General features: G+C 68.2%; 11 protein-coding genes and 1 tRNA gene. 7 read left to right on the top strand and 5 right to left on the bottom strand.

Annotated features, from left to right (window positions below; genetic code table 11):
* Positions 1-13: 13 nt before the first annotated feature.
* A complete protein-coding gene (locus ADL05_RS09180; protein WP_053616456.1) occupies positions 14-2278 on the top strand; it encodes a serine/threonine-protein kinase in 2265 nt (754 codons plus the stop codon).
* A gap of 146 nt (positions 2279-2424) precedes the next feature.
* The gene (locus ADL05_RS09175) at positions 2425-3390 is read left to right on the top strand and encodes a quinone oxidoreductase (protein ID WP_053616455.1); all 966 of its coding nucleotides are present in this window, start codon (positions 2425-2427) and stop codon (positions 3388-3390) included.
* 78 nt (positions 3391-3468) lie between these two features.
* Here ADL05_RS09175 and ADL05_RS09170 read toward each other — a convergent pair whose 3' ends face one another.
* From ADL05_RS09170 to ADL05_RS09160, 3 genes are all read right to left on the bottom strand, one after another.
* Positions 3469-4548 (bottom strand): SPFH domain-containing protein, encoded by a 1080-nt coding sequence (locus tag ADL05_RS09170; RefSeq protein WP_053616492.1) that lies wholly within the window; start codon positions 4546-4548, stop codon positions 3469-3471.
* A gap of 30 nt (positions 4549-4578) precedes the next feature.
* On the bottom strand, positions 4579-5040 hold the full coding sequence (locus ADL05_RS09165) for an NfeD family protein (RefSeq protein WP_053616454.1): 462 nt from the start codon (positions 5038-5040) through the stop codon (positions 4579-4581).
* A 260-nt stretch (positions 5041-5300) separates the two neighbouring features.
* On the bottom strand, positions 5301-8228 hold the full coding sequence (locus tag ADL05_RS09160; protein WP_053616453.1) for a penicillin acylase family protein: 2928 nt from the start codon (positions 8226-8228) through the stop codon (positions 5301-5303).
* A 310-nt stretch (positions 8229-8538) separates the two neighbouring features.
* Between ADL05_RS09160 and ADL05_RS09155 the strand changes: the two genes are divergently transcribed.
* Positions 8539-9054: a hypothetical protein gene (locus ADL05_RS09155; protein ID WP_053616452.1), complete on the top strand. Its 516-nt coding sequence runs from the start codon at positions 8539-8541 to the stop codon at positions 9052-9054.
* Positions 9055-9163: 109 nt separating this feature from the next.
* Here the strand turns inward: ADL05_RS09155 and ADL05_RS09150 are convergent, their stop codons facing one another.
* Positions 9164-10066: a cobalamin biosynthesis protein gene (locus ADL05_RS09150; protein ID WP_082376222.1), complete on the bottom strand. Its 903-nt coding sequence runs from the start codon at positions 10064-10066 to the stop codon at positions 9164-9166.
* A gap of 547 nt (positions 10067-10613) precedes the next feature.
* Here ADL05_RS09150 and ADL05_RS09145 point away from each other — a divergent pair.
* Positions 10614-10689, top strand: a tRNA-Arg gene (locus ADL05_RS09145).
* 329 nt (positions 10690-11018) lie between these two features.
* The gene (locus ADL05_RS29525) at positions 11019-13358 is read left to right on the top strand and encodes a tetratricopeptide repeat-containing protein (RefSeq protein ID WP_197285737.1); all 2340 of its coding nucleotides are present in this window, start codon (positions 11019-11021) and stop codon (positions 13356-13358) included.
* A gap of 106 nt (positions 13359-13464) precedes the next feature.
* Here ADL05_RS29525 and ADL05_RS29520 read toward each other — a convergent pair whose 3' ends face one another.
* A complete protein-coding gene (locus ADL05_RS29520) occupies positions 13465-14541 on the bottom strand; it encodes an FRG domain-containing protein (protein ID WP_082376220.1) in 1077 nt (358 codons plus the stop codon).
* Between the two features lie 314 nt (positions 14542-14855).
* Here ADL05_RS29520 and ADL05_RS30425 point away from each other — a divergent pair, with 314 nt between their 5' ends.
* The gene (locus tag ADL05_RS30425; protein ID WP_156365781.1) at positions 14856-15281 is read left to right on the top strand and encodes a hypothetical protein; all 426 of its coding nucleotides are present in this window, start codon (positions 14856-14858) and stop codon (positions 15279-15281) included.
* A complete protein-coding gene (locus ADL05_RS29515; protein ID WP_082376219.1) occupies positions 15278-17743 on the top strand; it encodes a tetratricopeptide repeat protein in 2466 nt (821 codons plus the stop codon). Before ADL05_RS30425 ends, ADL05_RS29515 begins: the two co-directional genes overlap by 4 nt.
* Positions 17744-17848 lie beyond the last annotated feature (105 nt).

Here is a 17848-nt window from a genome sequence, read left to right as displayed (position 1 = left end):
AGGGACCCCACCTGTGACGTCGAACGGCCACCAGAGCGGCAAGCCCCTGCGCGCGGGGGATCCGCGCGAACTCGACGGTTACCGCATCGTCAGCCGCCTCGGTCGCGGCGGCATGGGCACCGTCTACCTCGCCAAGGACACCGCCGAACGGACCGTCGCCGTCAAGCTCATCCACCCGGACCTGGCCGACGACGAGGCCTTCCGCCGCCGCTTCGCCCGAGAGGTGGAGTCCGCCCGCCGCGTGGCCCGCTTCTCCACCGCCGGTGTGATCGACGCGCGCCTGGACGGCGACCCCCTCTTCATCGTTTCGGAGTACGTCCCCGGCCCCAACCTCGACGAGGCCGTCCGCGCGGACGGGGCCATGACCGGGGGCACGCTGGAGAGCCTCGCGATGGGCGTCGCCGCCGCCCTCACCGCCATCCACGGCTCCGGGGTGATCCACCGGGACCTCAAGCCCGCCAACGTCCTGCTCTCGCCGGTCGGACCGAAGGTCATCGACTTCGGCATCGCCCGTGCCCTGGACGGCACCGGGGGCGCGGTCACCCGCTCCAGTCAGCTCATGGGCACGCCCTCCTACATGGCGCCCGAGCTCATCATGGGCCGTCAGCCCACCCCCGCGGGCGACATCTTCGCCTGGGGCTGCCTGGTCGCCTTCGCGGGGACCGGCAGCGCGCCCTTCGACGCCGACACCGTGCCCGCCGTGCTGCACAACATCTCCTCGGCACCGCCCCGGCTCGACGGGCTGGACCCGAGCCTGTTCGACCTGGTCTCCGCCGCGCTGGACAAGGATCCGGAGAAGCGCCCGAGCTCCCAGCAGATCCTCGCCCGGTTGGTCGGCCAGGAGGATCCGGTGGAGGCGGAGGTGCGCCGCACCATCACGACCTCGTGGGCGCCGCCGTCCTCCGCCGCCGTTCCCGGTGCCCCGCCGGCGGCGCCCGACCGGGAGCCGGAGCCGTCCGAGTCGGCCGAGCCCCCAGGTACGGAGTCGCGAGGTGCGGAGCCCCCGGCCGCGGCACCCGGCCCGGCTCCCCACGTTCCCCACGTCCAGCAGCACACCCAGGGCCGACCGCCCTCGGGCCCCCAGGAGGGCCGGGGCCAGGTCGGGTACCCGCCGCAGGCGTCTGCGCACGCGGGCCACCACGGCGGCCCGGTCCAGCAGGCTCAGCACGCTCAACCGGCTCAGCAGGCTCAGCAGGCTCAGCAGGCTCAACCGGGATACCCACCGTTGCCTGGACAGCCGGGGCACTACGGTCCCTCGGGCGGCCACCCGGCTCCGCCCGTGACCCAGCGGATGCCCGGTGCGCAGTCCCCCGCGCACGGCCAGGCGGGCTTCGCCGCCTACGCGGGTCCGGGCGGGCCCGGCGGTCCGGGCGGCGGCCCCGGGGGTCCTGGCCTGCCGACCGGCGCGGGCTCCGACGGGCCCCGGCCCGACGGCGGTGGCGCGCGCAGGAGACTCATGGCGGTCGGCGGCGCCGTGGGCGCCCTCGTCCTGGTGGCCGCGGCGGGAACGGCGCTGTGGCTGGGCCGGGACACCCCGGTTCCGGAGAACACCGTCTCCATCTACAACACCGACTTCACCACCGACCCCGGGTGGTCCATCGGCACGTTCGAGGTCGGGGAGTCGGACGGCTACTGGGCCGAGCAGAGCGGTGTCGTGCTGGCGTTCGACCCCGAGTCCGGCCCCAGCCGTGGCGAGGTGGTGCCTCTGGAGCGCGACCAGCCCCTGCCCGACCGGGTGCTGGTGAGCACCACCGCGTACGTGGCCGAGGGACCCGAGCAGGCGACGCTGGGCGTGCGCTGCTGGGACAACGAAGGCGAGGAGTACCGCAGCCAGTACGAGGCGCTGCTGCGCTACGACGGCGAGCGCGCCGAGATCCGCCGCATGCACGAGGGCGAGGGGGACCGCACCCTCAGCCAGACCACCGAAGTGCCCGCGTACGAGCCCTACCCCCTCTTCGACGAGTCGGCGCGCGGCGCGTCCGGGGACGGGGCGGGCGGTGACGCCTACGACTTCGACGTCGAGTCCGTCCCCACCAACACCGTCTCCCTCGCGTGCACCCTGCGGGAGCGCGAGGAGGGCGACTCGGTCATGGAACTGTCCATGTGGGTCAACGGCGAGCACGCGCTGACGACCGTGGACCCCGAGCCCCTGCCCGACGACGCGGAGGAACCCGACGACCGCCGCCGCGTCGGTCTCGTCACACGGCCGGGTCCGGGCAACGACCTGCTGGGAGTGCTCTACACGGCGTTCTCGGTGCACGAGATCCTGGAGGAGTAGCGAGGAGTGGCAGGGCCGGGAGCCCCGCACCGGGGACAGGGCCGGGGCACCGCCGTGCTCGCGAACGCGGGACCGGGCCGTGCTGTCGGGCGGCCGGTCCGTCCTGTCATGATGCGGGGAACGGACCAGACGAGGAGAGGTGGACCATGCGCGCCATCGTCATCGAGGAACACGGCGGACCCGAGGTCCTGCGGCTGACGGAGAAAGCGGATCCGGCCCCCGGCCCCGGCGAGGCCCTCGTGGACGTGGAGTCGCGCGGGGTCAACTTCATCGACATCTACCAGCGCAGCGGGGCGTACAGCGTCCCCCTCCCCTTCGTGCCGGGCATGGAGGCCGCCGGAGTGGTCGCCGCGGTGGGCGAGGGTGTCACCGACCTGTCGGTGGGCCAGCGGGTCGGCTGGGCGATGGCCCCCGGCGGGTACGCCGACCGGGCCGTGGTCGGCGCCGGCCTGCTCGTGCCGCTCCCGGACGACGTCTCCGCCGACCAGGCGGCGGCCCTGTTCCTGCAGGGCCTGACGGCGCACTACCTCACGCACTCGGTGCACCCGGTCGCCAAGGGCGACACGGTCCTGGTGCACGCGGCCGCCGGTGGGACGGGCCTTCTGATCACCCAGCTCGCCAAGGAACGCGGCGCCCGCGTCATCGGCACCGTGTCCACGGAGGAGAAGGAGCGCGTGGCCCGCGCCGCGGGCGCTGACGAGGTGATCCGCTACACCGAGAGCCCGGTGGCCGAGTCGGTCCGCGACCTGACCGGCGGCGAGGGCGTGGCCGCGGTGTACGACGGCGTCGGCCGGGACACGTTCGACGCGAGTCTGGCCTCGCTGCGCCCGCGCGGTGTGCTCGCGCTGTTCGGCCAGGCCAGTGGCGCGGTGGAGCCCGTGGACCCGCAGCGGCTCAACTCGGCGGGGTCGGTGTACCTCGCCCGGCCCTCGCTCTCCTACTTCGTGGCCGATCGTGACGAGCTCCTGGGCCGGTGCCGCGACCTGTTCGCCCTGGTGGGCGCGGGACGCCTGGACGTGCGCGTCGGCGGGCGCTATCCGCTGGCCGAGGCCGGCCGGGCCCACGCCGACCTGGCCGCGCGGCGCACGACCGGCAAGCTGCTGCTCACCTGACCCCGCCACGGACCGGCCGGGCGCCGCGGCCCGGTCGGTCCGGCGGCCCCTCCACAGGCCCGCGTCCAGAGGTCGTGGCTAGGGCTCCTCACGCGATTCGGGTACGCTCCCGGTCCTGGCCCCGGCCCTGCGCACGTCGTCGCGGGCGTCGGCCACGGCCTTCTCCGCCTGCTCGGCCGCGTCCACCGCGGCCTGGGCCGACGCGGACTGGGCGGGGTCCGGTCCCGTGATCTCGGCCGGGCCGCGCTCCGACTCCCGGCCGTCCTTCTCGGTGGACGGCTTGGTCTCGGCGGAGTCCCCGGCGAAGGCGTGCGAGACGTTCTTGACCGCCTCGGTGAGCTCACCGGGAATCACCCAGAACGTGTTGCCCTCGCCCTGGGCCAGGCTGGGCAGCGTCTCCAGGTACTTGTACGCGAGGAGCTTGGCGTCCGCGTTGTTGGCGTGCACGGCCTGGAAGACGCGCTCCACGGCCTTGGCCTCACCGTCGGCCCGCAGGATCGCCGCCTGCTGGTCGCCCTGGGCCTCCAGGATCGCCTGCTGCCGTGCGCCCTCGGCTTTGAGGATCCGGGACTGCCGCTCACCCTCGGCGTGCAGGATCGCCGCCCGCTTGTCACGGTCGGCCCGCATCTGCTTCTCCATCGCCTCCTTGATGGTGGGCGGCGGGTCGATGGCCTTGATCTCCACCCGGTTGACGCGGATCCCCCACTTGCCGGTGGTGTCGTCGAGCACCCCGCGGAGCCGGGTGTTGATCTCCTCGCGGGAGGTCAGGGTCTTCTCCAGGTCCATCGAGCCGATGACGTTGCGCAGCGTGGTGACGGTGAGCTGGTCGATGGCCTGGAGGAAGTTGGCGACCTCGTAGGCCGCGGCCTTGGGCTGGGTGATCTGGTAGTAGAGGACGGTGTCGATGTTGACGACCAGGTTGTCCTCGGTGATCACCGGCTGCGGCCGCGAGGTGAAGACGTGCTCACGGAGGTCGAACTTGGTGTTGACCCGGTCGACCCCCGGGACGATGAAGTTCAGGCCGGGGTTGAGCGTCCTGGTGTAGCGGCCGAACCGCTCGATGTTGTACGCCCTCGCCTGGGGGACGATCCGGATCGCGGACAGCGCGATCGCGACGAACAGGACGGCGAGGATGATGAGAGGGATAGCCGGATCGATCATGTCGGGCACCTGGCCTAGAGGTCGTGGCTATGGCTCGGGAGTGTGGGACTCGGGCAGGGCCTCACGCGGGTAGACCACCGCCGTGGCCCCGTCGATCTCCATGACGTCGACGTGCGCGCCGATCGGAATCACGAGGTCCTCGTCGATACACCGTGCCGACCACTCCTCCCCGGAGAGCTTGATCAGGCCCTTGTCCCCGTCGACCTCCTGGAGCACGACCCCGGATCGGCCGATGAGCGCGGCGGCCCCCGAACGCGCGTCGGGCTCCCTGCGCATCTGCCGCTGCATGATGGGCCGGACCAGGATGATGCCGGCGGCGGACGTGGCCGCGAAGCCGATGATCTGGACGACCACGGGCAGGCCGATGGCACCGAGCAGTCCGGCGACCAGGGCGGCCACCGCGACGAGGCCCAACACGAACGTCAGCGTCAGCGCCTCGGCGACTCCGAGTGCGACGGCCAGAATGATCCAGATCAGCCAAGCGGGCATCGTCCTTGGGCCCTCCCGCTACGTTTCGTGTCATCCTTACGCTACCCACACAAGCCCTACGAAGCACGTGAATCCCGTGCGCCGTCGACATCCGCCGCCGAAGCGACACCGGGAACGCCCTTCGCGCGAGCCGCCCGGAACCCGGGGCCGCCGACCGGGACCACCGGAGGCGTGTCCGGAGGAGCCCTGGCCCCGAGCCACGGGCGGGCCGTGGCCGGGCCCTGGAGCAGGAGCCGGCCACGGCCTCGCCTCACCGCCCCCTAACGCCCACCGGAGAACTGGTAGACCATCTGGTAGGTGGGCCGGTTCTGCCAGGCGATCGGCCACATGCCGATCCCGCCCACCGCCTGGTGGATCACCGCGTCCGCGCAGACCTGGTCACCGGCCGAGCAGTGGGCGTCGCCCGGGTAGACCTGGCCCGCGGGGACCGCGGCGGCCTCGGACAGGCTGTCCAGCAGGACGGTACGGCAGGCGTCCGGATCGCCGTCCCCGCAGTAGGCCTCACCGCCCAGCGGTCCCTGGACGTCCTCGCCGAGCACCGTGCGCAGGTCCTTGTCGACGTAGGACCACCAGCCGTACTGGAAGGCCGATCCGCGGTGCGGCTGCGCCTGGTTGACGCTGCCGGCCTCACCGCCGCCGATCGCGCCCGAGGGCGACTCGTCCACCTGGACCGCGCGGGTCAGCTCGGTGTACAGGTCCTCGCCGAGTCCCGGTTCGAACTGGGCGCGTACCAGGAGCGGCCACCACGCGTCCATCACCCGGATCGCGTCGGCGTGCTCGTAGTACCCGGCGTCGCGCCGGGGTTCGCGGCGCAGCGATCCGGCCTCGTGCCAGGCCCGCAGTTCGGCCACGGTCGCGGCGAGGTCGGGGTCGTCCACCTCCTGGGCGCCGATCACCTCCAGCAGGCGCGGCAGGACCTCCTGGGCACGCAGGTCGGCCGTCCCGGCCGCCATCATCACCTGGGTCAGGGAGGCCGTGGTGAACGCGTGCCCGTCCTCGACCAGCGCGGACACCCGGGAGTCGAGCAGGTCGCCGCGGTGGACCGAGCCGGTGGACCAGCCCGAGGTGTAGCCCTGCGCGGGCTTGTTGTTCCAGTTGACGATGTAGTCGGGGTTGACGGCCCGCGGGTGGTCCTCCTTCGGGTGCAGGTCGGCGTCGTTGGTCACGGGGTCCCAGCCCGACCAGCCCACGCCCGCGTAGGCGTCGATGGGCATCGTGGGGTTGGTGCCCTCGACGCGGACCGGGTTCGCGCCGGAGTTCACGAAGGCGATGTCCTCGTCGTCGACGTAGTGCCAGTTGAAGGCGTAGCCGATGTCGTGGGCCGCGTCCTGGAACGACGCGGCCGAGGTGATCTCGCCGGGGTCGTTGAACCGCTGGAAGCCGATGATGGAGTCGACCTCGTGGCGGTAGGTGGAACGCAGCGAGGTGAACGCCACGGGCGTGCCGTCGACGGTGGCGAACGACTCGACGAGGCCGAACTCCGAGCGCAGGGAGGTCAGCGTGTAGCCGCCGGCGGGGGTCTGGTCGGCGACGGTGGGCGACCACTCGTTGGTGACGCTGAGCTCCTCGAAGGCGACGCAGTCACCGGAGGAGTCCACGTAGGCGCGCGAGTCGGTGGAGGGCGTCGAGCCGTCGTTCTCGCACAGGTCGACGGCGAAGGTGTCGGTGAGGTCCTGGCCGGCCGAGGTGGCGCTCCAGGCGTAGTCGACGCCGCGGCCCATCTGGACGTAGAAGCTCACGCCGGCGAACGAGGCGCCGCGGGCGCTGATGCCCGGCCCCTGGAGCTCCTGGAGCATGAGCAGCTGCGGTGAGAAGTACCCGGTCTGCGGACCCATCACGGCGACCGGGTTGCCGCTCTCGGTGTGCTCGCCCGAGACCAGGAGGGCGTTGGACATGCCGCGGGGGTCGAGGAAGTCGTCGGGCAGGACGCCGTCGTTGAACAGGCCCTCGGCCTCCGACAGGTCGCCGTCCTCCACCATCTGGTCGAGTTCCTCCTGGTCGGCGGCGCTGAGGTCGTCCAGGGTGGGCGGCTGGGCCGGGTCCTCCGGCGCGGCCGGCTCCTCGACGGACTGGGCCAGAGGTTCGGCCGCGGCCTCGTCGGCCGCCGAACCGTGCTCGTCGTGGACGATGCCGTAGGGCTCGACCGAGCCGGGGTCGGGGACGGCCTCGCCGACGGGTTCGTCGGGGGTCTGGGCGTAGGGGAACTCGCCGTCGACGCTGACCACGGCCTCGGGGTCGTTCTCCGTGCGCCAGGCGGCGTAGAGCTCGGCGCCCTCCTCCGCGCCGTAGCGGTCCAGGAAGTTGGCGCGCACGACGGCGGCGCGGACCTCGCCGCCTCCGCCCCCGCCGAAGATGCCGCCGACCATGGCGGCGATGCCGACCACGTCGGTGGGGGTGAACGGCTCGATCTCACCGGCGTTGGTGATGGCGTCCTTGTGGCCGGTCAGGACGTACTCGCCGGGGAAGGTGCGGTCCCCGTCGGCCTCCTCGATGTAGGCGTTGACGCCCTCCAGGTAGGCGTCGACGTCGGCCAGGGCCTGGGCCCCGCGGTCACCGGAGGCGGCGACGCGGTCGATCTGCGCCTGCTTGTCCTCCTCGGTGTAGGGCGCGGAGCGCCAGAGGTCCTGTTCCAGGGCCCGGTTGCCCGCCGCGCCCCCGGCGAAGGAGGTGAGTTCACCGCGACCGACGCGGCGGAGCACGTCCATGAGGAAGAGGCGGTCCTCGGCGGCGGCGTACCCGGCGCCGTACATGGTGCCCTCACGCGTGGTGCCCTCGACGTGCGGGATGCCGTGGCCCCGGTCGCGGGTGATGGTGACGTCCTCACGCGGCTGGTACTCGCGGCCGACGTCGTCGGGGTCGACGCCGAAGCCGGCGTCGAGGAAGAAGTCGTCCAGGCCCTCCTCCGTGAGGCCGTCGTAGTGGTGCACGAGGTCGTCGTACATGTCGAGTTGGCTGGAGGAGTGCCGGGGGCGGGTGCCGAAGGCCTGGTGGCCGAGGATCTCGACGAGGGTCGCGCTGCCGTTCTGCCCCGGGGGCACGATGTCGTGGCAGCCGTGGGGGGCGCAGTAGTCGGGCGGGGGTTCGGCGACCGCGGGCGTGCTCGGGAGTGTGGCCGCGGCGGCGGCCGCGACGATCAGAGCGGCGCCTGCGGCACCCGTGCGGAGCCGTCGGGGGTACGGGGGTCTCACGTGCTTCACCACCTGGGGGTGCGGGCGATGGATCAGCGGAATGTTACGTGCGGGTAGGAAATCGCGAAAGACTTTCACGTTTCTCCCACACCCCGGGGCGGGAGAGCGAACCACTCGCCGGTTTGAAGTGACGAGCGCCACATCCAGCCGCGATCGCACCGGCACAGGACGCACCAGCCCCGACACGAGGAGTCGTGATTGGCCACATCCGGCCACAACAACGGCGCCGCACCCGGCCCATCTGCGCGGGCGCACGAATGATTCGACCGGTACCGCCCTACAGCTCAGGGCTCTTTGACACAATCGGCCCATGAACCAGCACCCCGAACCCCACCCGGGCCCGGGCGAGCCCTGGCAGCAGCCCGGCGGCGAGACCCCCGGATGGGGCCTTCCCCCCGAGCAGTACCACGGCGGCGCGCTCGAGCCCTACGGCACCGGCGGCTACCAGCCCGCCGGCGCCGGACCCCCGGTCCCCAACGAGGCACCGGTCGCCACCATCGGCGACATCGCCATCTCCCAGAACATGGTGATCACCCCGGCCGGGCGCTTCCCGATCAGGGGAACCGTGTGGACGGTCACCGACATGAGCCGCACCGAGCACAGCACGCCGACGTGGGCGATCATCACCGCCATCCTGGTCTTCTGGTGGACCTGCCTCCTGGGCCTGCTGTTCCTGCTGGTCAAGGACCAGAAGACGTCCGGCCACGTCCAGGTGACCGTCCAGGGGCACGGCCACTACCACGCCACCTCCATCCCGGTCAGCAACCCGGGCGCGGCCTTCCACATCAACCAGCAGGTCAACTACGCGCGCAGCCTCGCCGCCTGACCGCACCGTCCCCGGGCCCGTCGACCCGGGGGCGCGGCGCCCGCGCACGAAGGTGTCCTAGGACGGGCGGCGGCCCCGGGAGCCGGAGCCGTGAGAGCGGCGGGCGGGACTACCCGCGCCCGTGCGCCACACCGGCCGCCACCGCCAGCGCCCCGGCGTTCACCGCCCGGGCCAGCCGGACGGCCCGCCGGATGTCGGCGGTGTCCACCGCGGGCCCCTCCCCCATCACCGGGCGCCGCTCCTCGCGTCCCTGGTAGACGTTCACCCCGCCCAGGGTCCGCCCGAGCGCCCCGGCGAAGGCGGCCTCGCACTGCCCGGAGTTGGGACTGGGGTGGCGGTGGCCGTCCCTGCGCCAGATCCGCCAGGCCCGACCGACGTCGCCGCCGACGACGGGCGCTGCCAGGACCGCCAGCACGGCGGTCAGCCGGGCGGGGCCCCAGCCGGCGATGTCGTCCAACCGCGCCGACGCCGCCCCGAATCGCCGGTAGCGCTCGCTCTTGTGGCCGACCATGGCGTCCAGCGTGTTCACCGCGCGGAACCCGGCCAGCCCGCCCACTCCGGCCAGGGCACCCCACACCAACGGGCCCGTCACCGCGTCCGAGGTGTTCTCGGCGACCGACTCGACCACGGCGCGCGCGATCCCCGCCTCGTCCAGGCCGGCGGGATCGCGTCCGCACAGACGCGGCACCAGGGAACGGGCGCCCTCCAGGTCCCCCGACTCCAGGGCCCGGGCGACCCCCTCCGCCTCCCTGGCGAGCATGCTGCCCCCGAGCGACGCCCACGTGGCGGCCGCGGTAGCCGCCACACCGCCGCGCTCGGCCGCCGCCCCGAGCACCGCCACGGGAGCGACCGCCGACACCGCGTAGGCGGCACCGCGGAGCTCGTCGTCCCGGTAGATCCTCCGCTCCCACCACCCCGCGGCACGGCCGAACAGCGCCACGGGATGCCCCCGTCGGGGATCCGGCACCGTCGCGTCGAGCAGGAACCCCGCCACCAAACCCAGACTTCGCACGCCACCACGGTAGCCGCGCCGACAGCCGCCCCGACCGGGTCCCACACCTGACCGACCAACGATTGTTACTCTTCGTAGTCAATAGTTACTCAGAGTAGTCAATCCACCACGGGAGGCCCCCAGGTGCTCCACATCTGGATCCTCACCACGGTCGCCGCAGGTCAGTGGTGGTTCTTCTGACCCCCTCGACCCACCCGCCACCGGTCGGACCCAACACATCACGAAACGCCAGCGGCGCAGCGCAGCACCAGGAGTTAATCACCGGTAACGTGGTGCGCGGGGTCCATAGCGACCGGTTTGGTGGAACGCGAGTGGTAACGAGAGACAACTACGAATCACCGTAGTTGGTGAGGCTTTGCCCACCTGTGGGCGAGATCTGACGAATACCCTAGAATGTCTGACCAGTACGCCACAGGCGCCACGACACGGGGATCCCCGACCGTAGGCCGCACCCCCAGCCCCCGGCGCTTCCGACATGCGGAAACACCACCGCACCACGGGTAACGACGTGGTCGCGGCCGGCCGCAGAGGGCGACAATTGAATCAGGCACCCGTAGCTCAGTGGATAGAGCACCGGACTTCTAATCCGATGGCCGCAGGTTCGAATCCTGCCGGGTGCGCCACAAAACCCCAGGTCAAACGGGGTCCGCGAGTCGAACAGACGAGGCACGAGGCCCGCCTGGGGGCGGATTTTGCTCCGTGTGTGCTCCCCAGTGCAAGGTCTAGTACAGGTGGGCGGGGACCTCGCGGAGCATTTTGCCAACCCGTGACCCTGCGGCCCTGGCCGTCGACGCGCCCCGCGTGCGCCCACCAGCGCCCCCCAGCCACCCAACCACGGCGCGTGGAGGGACTGCTGACGCCGTACACACCCCGTCGCCCCACCGGGCCGGATACGGCCGATTCACCCCGGACCCCTTACCACGCTGGGGTTCACGCACCACAATCAGATGGTATGAACAGGGCGAGCGAAGATCGAAGTCACGTCGCCAACACCGTGAACGGAGACATCTCCGGTAGCACCGTCATCCAGGGACGGGACGTGCACCTCATTCACCATCCTGCTCATGAGGTTGACTGGCCGATCCGCGTCGGCGCTATCCCCGAAGAAGCAGCCCACTACCAGCGCCGCGCCGTCGCCGACCAACTCGACGAAGCCCTACACAGCTTCGGGACCGTGGTGCTGCGCCAGGTACTCTCCGGCACCGGCGGTGTCGGCAAGACCCAGCTCGCTGTCCACCACGCTCGCGCCCTGCGCGCCATCACCGACCCCGAGCGGAGAGTGGACGTCCTGGTTTGGGCCAACGCGGCCACCCGTACGAGCATTACGTCCGCCTACGCCCACGCCGCCCAGCAGCTGTACTCACGCGTCCCTGAAGACCCTGAGGACGCCGCACGACACTTCCTGACCTGGCTGAGCGACCCTAATAAACACCAAAACCGGCGGTGGCTGGTCATCTGGGACGACCTGGCCAACCCTGCCGCTGTGCAGGACCTCTGGCCCCCGTACGACCAAGCCTACGGCCGAGTCCTAGTCACCACACGACGCCGCGACCACTCCCTGTCCACCCAAGGTCGCCACCTGATCGACATGGACGTCTACACTCCCGCCGAAGCCCACACCTTCCTCACTTGCGCCCTACACGAAATCAGAATCCCCCGCTCCCATATCGAAATGGACTGCCTGAGCCGCGACCTCGGCTACCTGCCTCTGGCACTAGGACAAGCTGTCACCTACATGGCCGAACTCGGTATGAGTTGTGCTGACTACCTAGAGCTGTTCCACGACCGGATGAACACGCTGGACGAAGTGTTCCCCGACTGGGACACCCCTGCCTCGCTCGCCGCCACTTGGGAACTGTCCCTCCAACAAGCCGATACCCACACCCCCCAACGTGTAGCTCGTCCCCTGATGGGCCTGCTTGCACTTCTAGACGGCTCCGCCATCGTCGAAAATGTGCTGACAGCTCCCCCTACTTTGAAGTACTTGTCTGACTGCCATCCCACTCGGTCACAGGACAGACTGAATGCTCAGCACGTTCGAACCGCGCTCACGTGTCTTCACAGGTTCAACCTGATTTCGCGTACCATCCCCCGCTCAATCGAAACATCGCAATATGGCCCTGGGACAATGGAACCGGTAGTACGTGTACACCAGCTGATACAACGTGCCACCCGCGAACACCACCAAACCCGCCCCACACGCCATAGTGTGCGCACACTGGCCGATTCGCTTATAGCCGTCTGGCCTGAGCTGGACCGCGACACTGCTTTGGCTCAGCAACTGCGCGATAACACACTTTCTCTCAAGAGCCACTACACGGTCAACGGCCGCAGCTCACAAGAATGGCTTTGGGACATGGATGCCCATCCCGTGCTGTTCCGAACAGGCCGCAGTCTGGGTGAAGTGGGACGAGTAAGGGAGGCGGTGGCGTACTGGGAGGAACTGGCTCACACCGCACAACACCATCTGGGTTCTGACCACCCTGACACTCTCTCCATACGGGCAGACCTCGCTCGCTGGCGGAGCGTAGCTGGCGACACCGCCGCAGCCGGTCAGGACCTTCATGAACTGATCGCCGACCGCACCCGTATCCTGGGTTCTGACCACCCTGACACTCTCTCCATACGGGCAGACCTCGCTCGCTGGCGAGGCGTAGCTGGCGACACCGCCGCAGCCGCACAAGCCTACGAAGAACTCCTCCCCGACCAACTACGCGTCCTGGGCCCCGACCACCCTGACACTCTCTCCATACGGGCAGACCTCGCTCGCTGGCGGAGCGTAGCTGGCGACACCGCCGCAGCCGCACAAGCCCTCGAAGAACTCCTCCCCGACCAACTACGCGTCCTGGGCCCCGACCACCCCCACACCCTCACCACACGCCACGTTCTCGCCTACTGCCAGGGCGAGACCGGATACTTCACCGCAGCCGCTCAGGCCTACGAAGAACTGCTCGCGGATCGCATCCGTGTCCTGGGCCCCGACCACCCACATACCCTCTCCACGCGAGGTAATTTCGCCTACTGCCAGGGCGAAGCTGGACACGTCGCCGCTGCGGTACGGGCCTACGAAGAACTCCTTCCCGACGCGGTTCGCGTCCTAGGATCTGACCACCCCGACATACAGATAATTCGTGCCCGATGGGCCTATTTTTCTGGTGATATCCTGAAGGGCATCGAGATTCTCAGCTCCCTGATCTGCGATCGAGAGCGTGTGATCGGCCCCAACCATCCCGAGACACGAAGCAGGAAGCAGACCTTGCAATTCTGGCAAGGAAAAATTATTGATAAATAGCCATGCCAGATTCTAATTCTATCAATCTGAACCGGCTTTTCTGGATCTGGCATGAATCAATATATCAGTTCGATTTAATGTTGATACCAGCCACCGGCATGGCGCATTAATTCTTCTCGTTTGACACAAGTTCTCGATCAACGACAAAACGAGCAAGTCGCGAAACCTCACCGAGTGGAGGGTACATCGTATCAGGAGAAATTTCCGGATCGTGGCATTGCAGCTTCTCCATAAGATCTTCTTTCCATTCGGCTTTCACAACTAGGACCCAAGCAGTGCCACCCCACCTGAAGTTAGGTTCACGCGTCTGAATCTTCAAGAAATTAAGATTCAAGCTAGATACATCCGGAACGAGTTCCACAGGGACTCTCGACTCGCCACCACTCTGATCAGGCGATACCCCCAGCAGTCTCATCTTCTGCCCCGAGTAGACGCGAGAAAGACCACCCACTAAAAACTGTCCATTCTGGGCATGCATCCGAGGATCAAGTGACTTATGGGGGGCGAGGTAGACGGCAGACGTCCACTGAGGAACCGGGCCGCCGCCACCGAAACTATCAACCCACGGTAGAGCTTCGTTACCCCAGAGCTTGAGAGTATTACCTTCCCTATCACCATGCGGATAGATCAAGAAGAGGCAACCATCCCGTCGATGCAGTTCATTGGTCGCAAAGAATAGACTTTCAAACGGACTCCCGCACACATCCAACAAACGCGTAGGGATCCCGTGGTGCTGCAGCACCATCAGGAGTTGTCCGTCAGTCATTCTTCGACCAATCCCCTGCCTCCTCATTTCAGAAATAATGGCACTTTCTGCACGACCAAGATCTTCCTCTTTTACCCTTTTTTCTCTTCGAAATGATCGACACTGACGATACAAGGAAGACGTTAGACCGAAGCCAATGCTCGCCTGCCCTCGAAAGAACAAATTCTGCCCGCTATCCAGACGCCAGCCAGCGAGCCCACAGTATCTTGACTCAGTTAACCACTTCCACAGATCCTCCGCTGATTCAATTTCGCATTTGTTATTAATACTTCGCTCTCGAAAAAAAGATTCCGAAACATTCATCACCGCAGCATCCTCCACCTCAACCCGAAGTAAATCGAGCGCAAGATAAACACAAAGTTCATTTTCTCCAGACAACCAACCTCCGGGAAGAAAAATATAGCGTCCACCACACATTCTCCTAGTGTTCCATGGTGGCCGAAATATTGGAATCGCCAACAATTAGAAAGCAAAACTCACGGAAAGAAATGCAAATCTAGAGTGCGTCTGACTGCATCGGATCTTTGATCCGATTGGTCGATGGGCTCAAAGCGCGGCCCCAGACAGTCAGGGCGAACCCGTCAACTGATCTCGGCCCACTGAAGGCGGTAGCCCGCTGGTGTTCTAGCCCTCATACAGACCACCAGCATGTACGCAACACACCGGCCGGCACCGGCCGATCCACCCAAAGCCCTTACGCTCTCGGGCTTCGCACGCCAGAATCAGATGGTATGAACAAGGCACGGTGGATCTGGGCCGGGATCGCAGCCATCGCGATCCCCACAGCCCTGGTATCAGGACTGTGGTTCGGAGGCGGCCCCACCACACGCGACGGATGGGAAGCCGCTGCCTGGACCGCAAGCATCACCGCAACCCTGTGGCTGGCGGCCACCGCGATCACCTGGGCCGCGTCCCCCAAGCCATCCGCCCCGCCGCCCACATCATCAGGCCAGGATGAAAGCAGTGTGGCCAACACCGTGAACGGAGACGTCTCCGGAGACAGCACCATCATCCAGGGACGCGACGTGCGCGTGGACAAGCCCACCTACGGCGGCAACCACAACGACTTCCGCGGCGGCACGTTCAACGGTCCGTTCGTCAACGAACAACACAACCACCGCTCTACATCCGACGAGAACCCGGACTCGGACCGATGAGCGCTTCCTACCAGGGCAACCACAACGATTATCGAGGCAGCGACTTCCACGGGCCGTTCGTCAACGAGCAGCACCTCCACCTGCCCCACCACGAAGTCGACTGGCCGATCCGCGTCGGAGCCATCCCCGAGGAAGCCGCCCACTACCAACACCGGGCCATCGCCGGCCACCTCGATGAGGCATTGAATAACTTCGGCACCGTGGTCCCACGCCAGGTCCTGTCAGGAACAGGCGGGGTCGGCAAGACCCAGCTCGCCGCCCACCACGCCCGCACCCTGCGCAAGGCCACCGACCCCGAACACCGCATCGACCTCCTGATCTGGGCCAGCGCCTCCAGCCGCGACCAGATCACCTACGCCTACACCCAGGCCGCCCGCCACCTTTTCACGGCCGTGCCCGAGGACCCCGAGGACGCCGCGCAGCTGTTCCTGACCTGGCTCCAGGATCCCGCCAAACACCAAGAGCGGCGCTGGGTCATCGTGTGGGACGACCTGACCGATCCCGCCCAGGTTCGGGATCTGTGGCCCCCGCACGACCAGCCCCACGGCCGGATGTTGGTCACAACCCGTCGACGCGACCACACCCTCGCCGTCCAGGGCCGCCACCTACTTGATGTGGACGTCTATACCCTCGACGAAGCCCGCACCTTCCTGGCCCACGCCCTTGACGCGGCCGGGATCGCCCACACCCGCGAAGAATTGGACACGCTCGCCCATGATCTGGGACGCCTTCCCCTAGCCCTAGGACAGGCCGTCCCTTACATGGCCGAACTCGGCCTGGGCTGCGAGGACTACCTCCAAGTGTTCCACGATCGCATGAGCACACTAGAGGAGGTCTTCCCCGACTGGACGCACCCCTCCCCACTCGCTGCCACATGGGACCTGTCCCTGACCCAGGCCGACACCTTTCACCCCCGAGGAGTCGCCCGCCCCTTGATGGGACTGATCGCGCTGCTGGACGGCAACGCCATCCCTGAAGACATTCTCACCACGCCACCGGTCATGAGTTACCTGGCTGCCCGCCGCACGCACGAACCAGCCACGTCCCTACCTGATGCACACGCGCTGACTCCGCATCAGACCCGCGCCGCCCTGGCCGCCTTGCACCGACTGAACCTGATCAACCGCACCACCCCACCTGCCGATTGCTCAGAACCGGAATCAGGTGTCGTTCTTGTGGGCGCCCACCAACTTGTGCAACGCGCCGCCCGGGAACACGCCGCCACTGGCCCCGACCGGGATAGCGTGCACACCCTGGCGGACTCGCTCGCAGGGATATGGCCTGAGGATGAACGTGACACAGCCCTTGCACAACAGCTACGCAGCAATACCGCTGCCCTGCGCGCTCACCATGGAGTAGCGGGCCGTTGCAGTGAGGACTGGCTGTGGGAATCAGGGAAGCACGTGTTGCTGTTCCGCGCGGGCATCAGTCTGGGGGAGTCGGGACGTGTGGGGGAGGCCGTGACCTACTGGGAGAACACGGCCAACCTCGCACCCCGATACCTGGGCCCAGACCACCCCGAAACGCTCGGCGCGCGCCACAACCTCGCTCGCTGCCAAGGGGAGGCAGGAGACGCCGCAGGAGCCATCCGAGGCTATACCGAGCTCGCCTCCGACCGTTTGCGTGTGCTCGGCCCCGACCACCCCGACACCCTCGCCACCCGCCACAACCTCGCCTTTTGGCGGGGGGAGGCAGGGGACACCGCAGGAGCCATCCGAGGTTACGCCGAACTCGCCTCCGACCATTTGCGTGTGCTCGGCCCCGACCACCCCGACACCCTCGCCACCCGCCACAACCTCGCCCGCTGGCAAGGCGAATTAGGGGACACCTCAGGCGCCGCCACAACCCTCGAAGAACTCCTGCTCGATCAAATACGTGTCCTGGGCCCCGACCACCCCCACACCCTCACCACCCGAGCCAACCTCGCCCGCTGGCGGGGGGAGGCCGGAGACGCAGCAGGAGCCGCCACAACCCTCGAAGAACTCCTGCTCGATCAAATACGTGTCTTGGGCCCCGACCACCTCCACACCCTCACCATCCGGGCCAACCTCGCCCGCTGGCGGGGGGAGGCCGGAGACGCAGCAGGAGCCGTCACCGCCTACGAACAACTCCTCACCGACTTCCTGCGTGTCCTGGGCCCCGACCACCCCCACACCCTCACCACCCGAGCCAACCTCGCCCGCTGGCGGGGGGAGGCCGGAGACGCAGCAGGAGCCGTCACCGCCTACGAACAACTCCTCACCGACCGCCTGCGTGTCCTGGGCCCCGACCACCCCCACACCCTCACCACCCGAGCCAACCTCGCCTGGTGGACATACGAGTCCGGTGACCCCACCCAGGCCGTCGAACTTCTCACCGTCCTTGTACGCGACCAGACACAAGTGCTCGGCCCCGACCAGCCTGGCGCGCGTACCAGCGAGCAAGTCCTGCAGCGCTGGATGGAAGAGCAACCGGAGAACTGACCATAGGACCTTTGATCCGATCGGATGATGACCCCGAGCACAGGGAAACCCCAGGCCAGCCGGGGTGAAGCCGTGGTCTGACCTGGGGCCTGAAGGGCCGTATAG

Origin of the sequence: Nocardiopsis sp. NRRL B-16309 (assembly GCF_001279585.1) — a bacterium.
Classification (GTDB): Bacteria; Actinomycetota; Actinomycetes; order Streptosporangiales; family Streptosporangiaceae; genus Nocardiopsis.
Note: the sequence above shows the minus strand (reverse complement) of the source record. Positions and strands in the feature narration are given on the sequence as shown.

Excerpts from the sequence above, each read along its gene's own strand:
- ADL05_RS09175 (WP_053616455.1), top strand. The coding sequence starts at position 2,425 with ATGCGCGCCATCGTCATCGAGGAACACGGCGGACCCGAGGTCCTGCGG.
- ADL05_RS09165 (WP_053616454.1), bottom strand. The coding sequence starts at position 5,040 with ATGCCCGCTTGGCTGATCTGGATCATTCTGGCCGTCGCACTCGGAGTC.
- ADL05_RS09155 (WP_053616452.1), top strand. The coding sequence starts at position 8,539 with ATGAACCAGCACCCCGAACCCCACCCGGGCCCGGGCGAGCCCTGGCAG.
- ADL05_RS29525 (WP_197285737.1), top strand. The coding sequence starts at position 11,019 with ATGAACAGGGCGAGCGAAGATCGAAGTCACGTCGCCAACACCGTGAAC.
- ADL05_RS29520 (WP_082376220.1), bottom strand. The coding sequence starts at position 14,541 with ATGTGTGGTGGACGCTATATTTTTCTTCCCGGAGGTTGGTTGTCTGGA.
- ADL05_RS30425 (WP_156365781.1), top strand. The coding sequence starts at position 14,856 with ATGAACAAGGCACGGTGGATCTGGGCCGGGATCGCAGCCATCGCGATC.
- ADL05_RS29515 (WP_082376219.1), top strand. The coding sequence starts at position 15,278 with ATGAGCGCTTCCTACCAGGGCAACCACAACGATTATCGAGGCAGCGAC.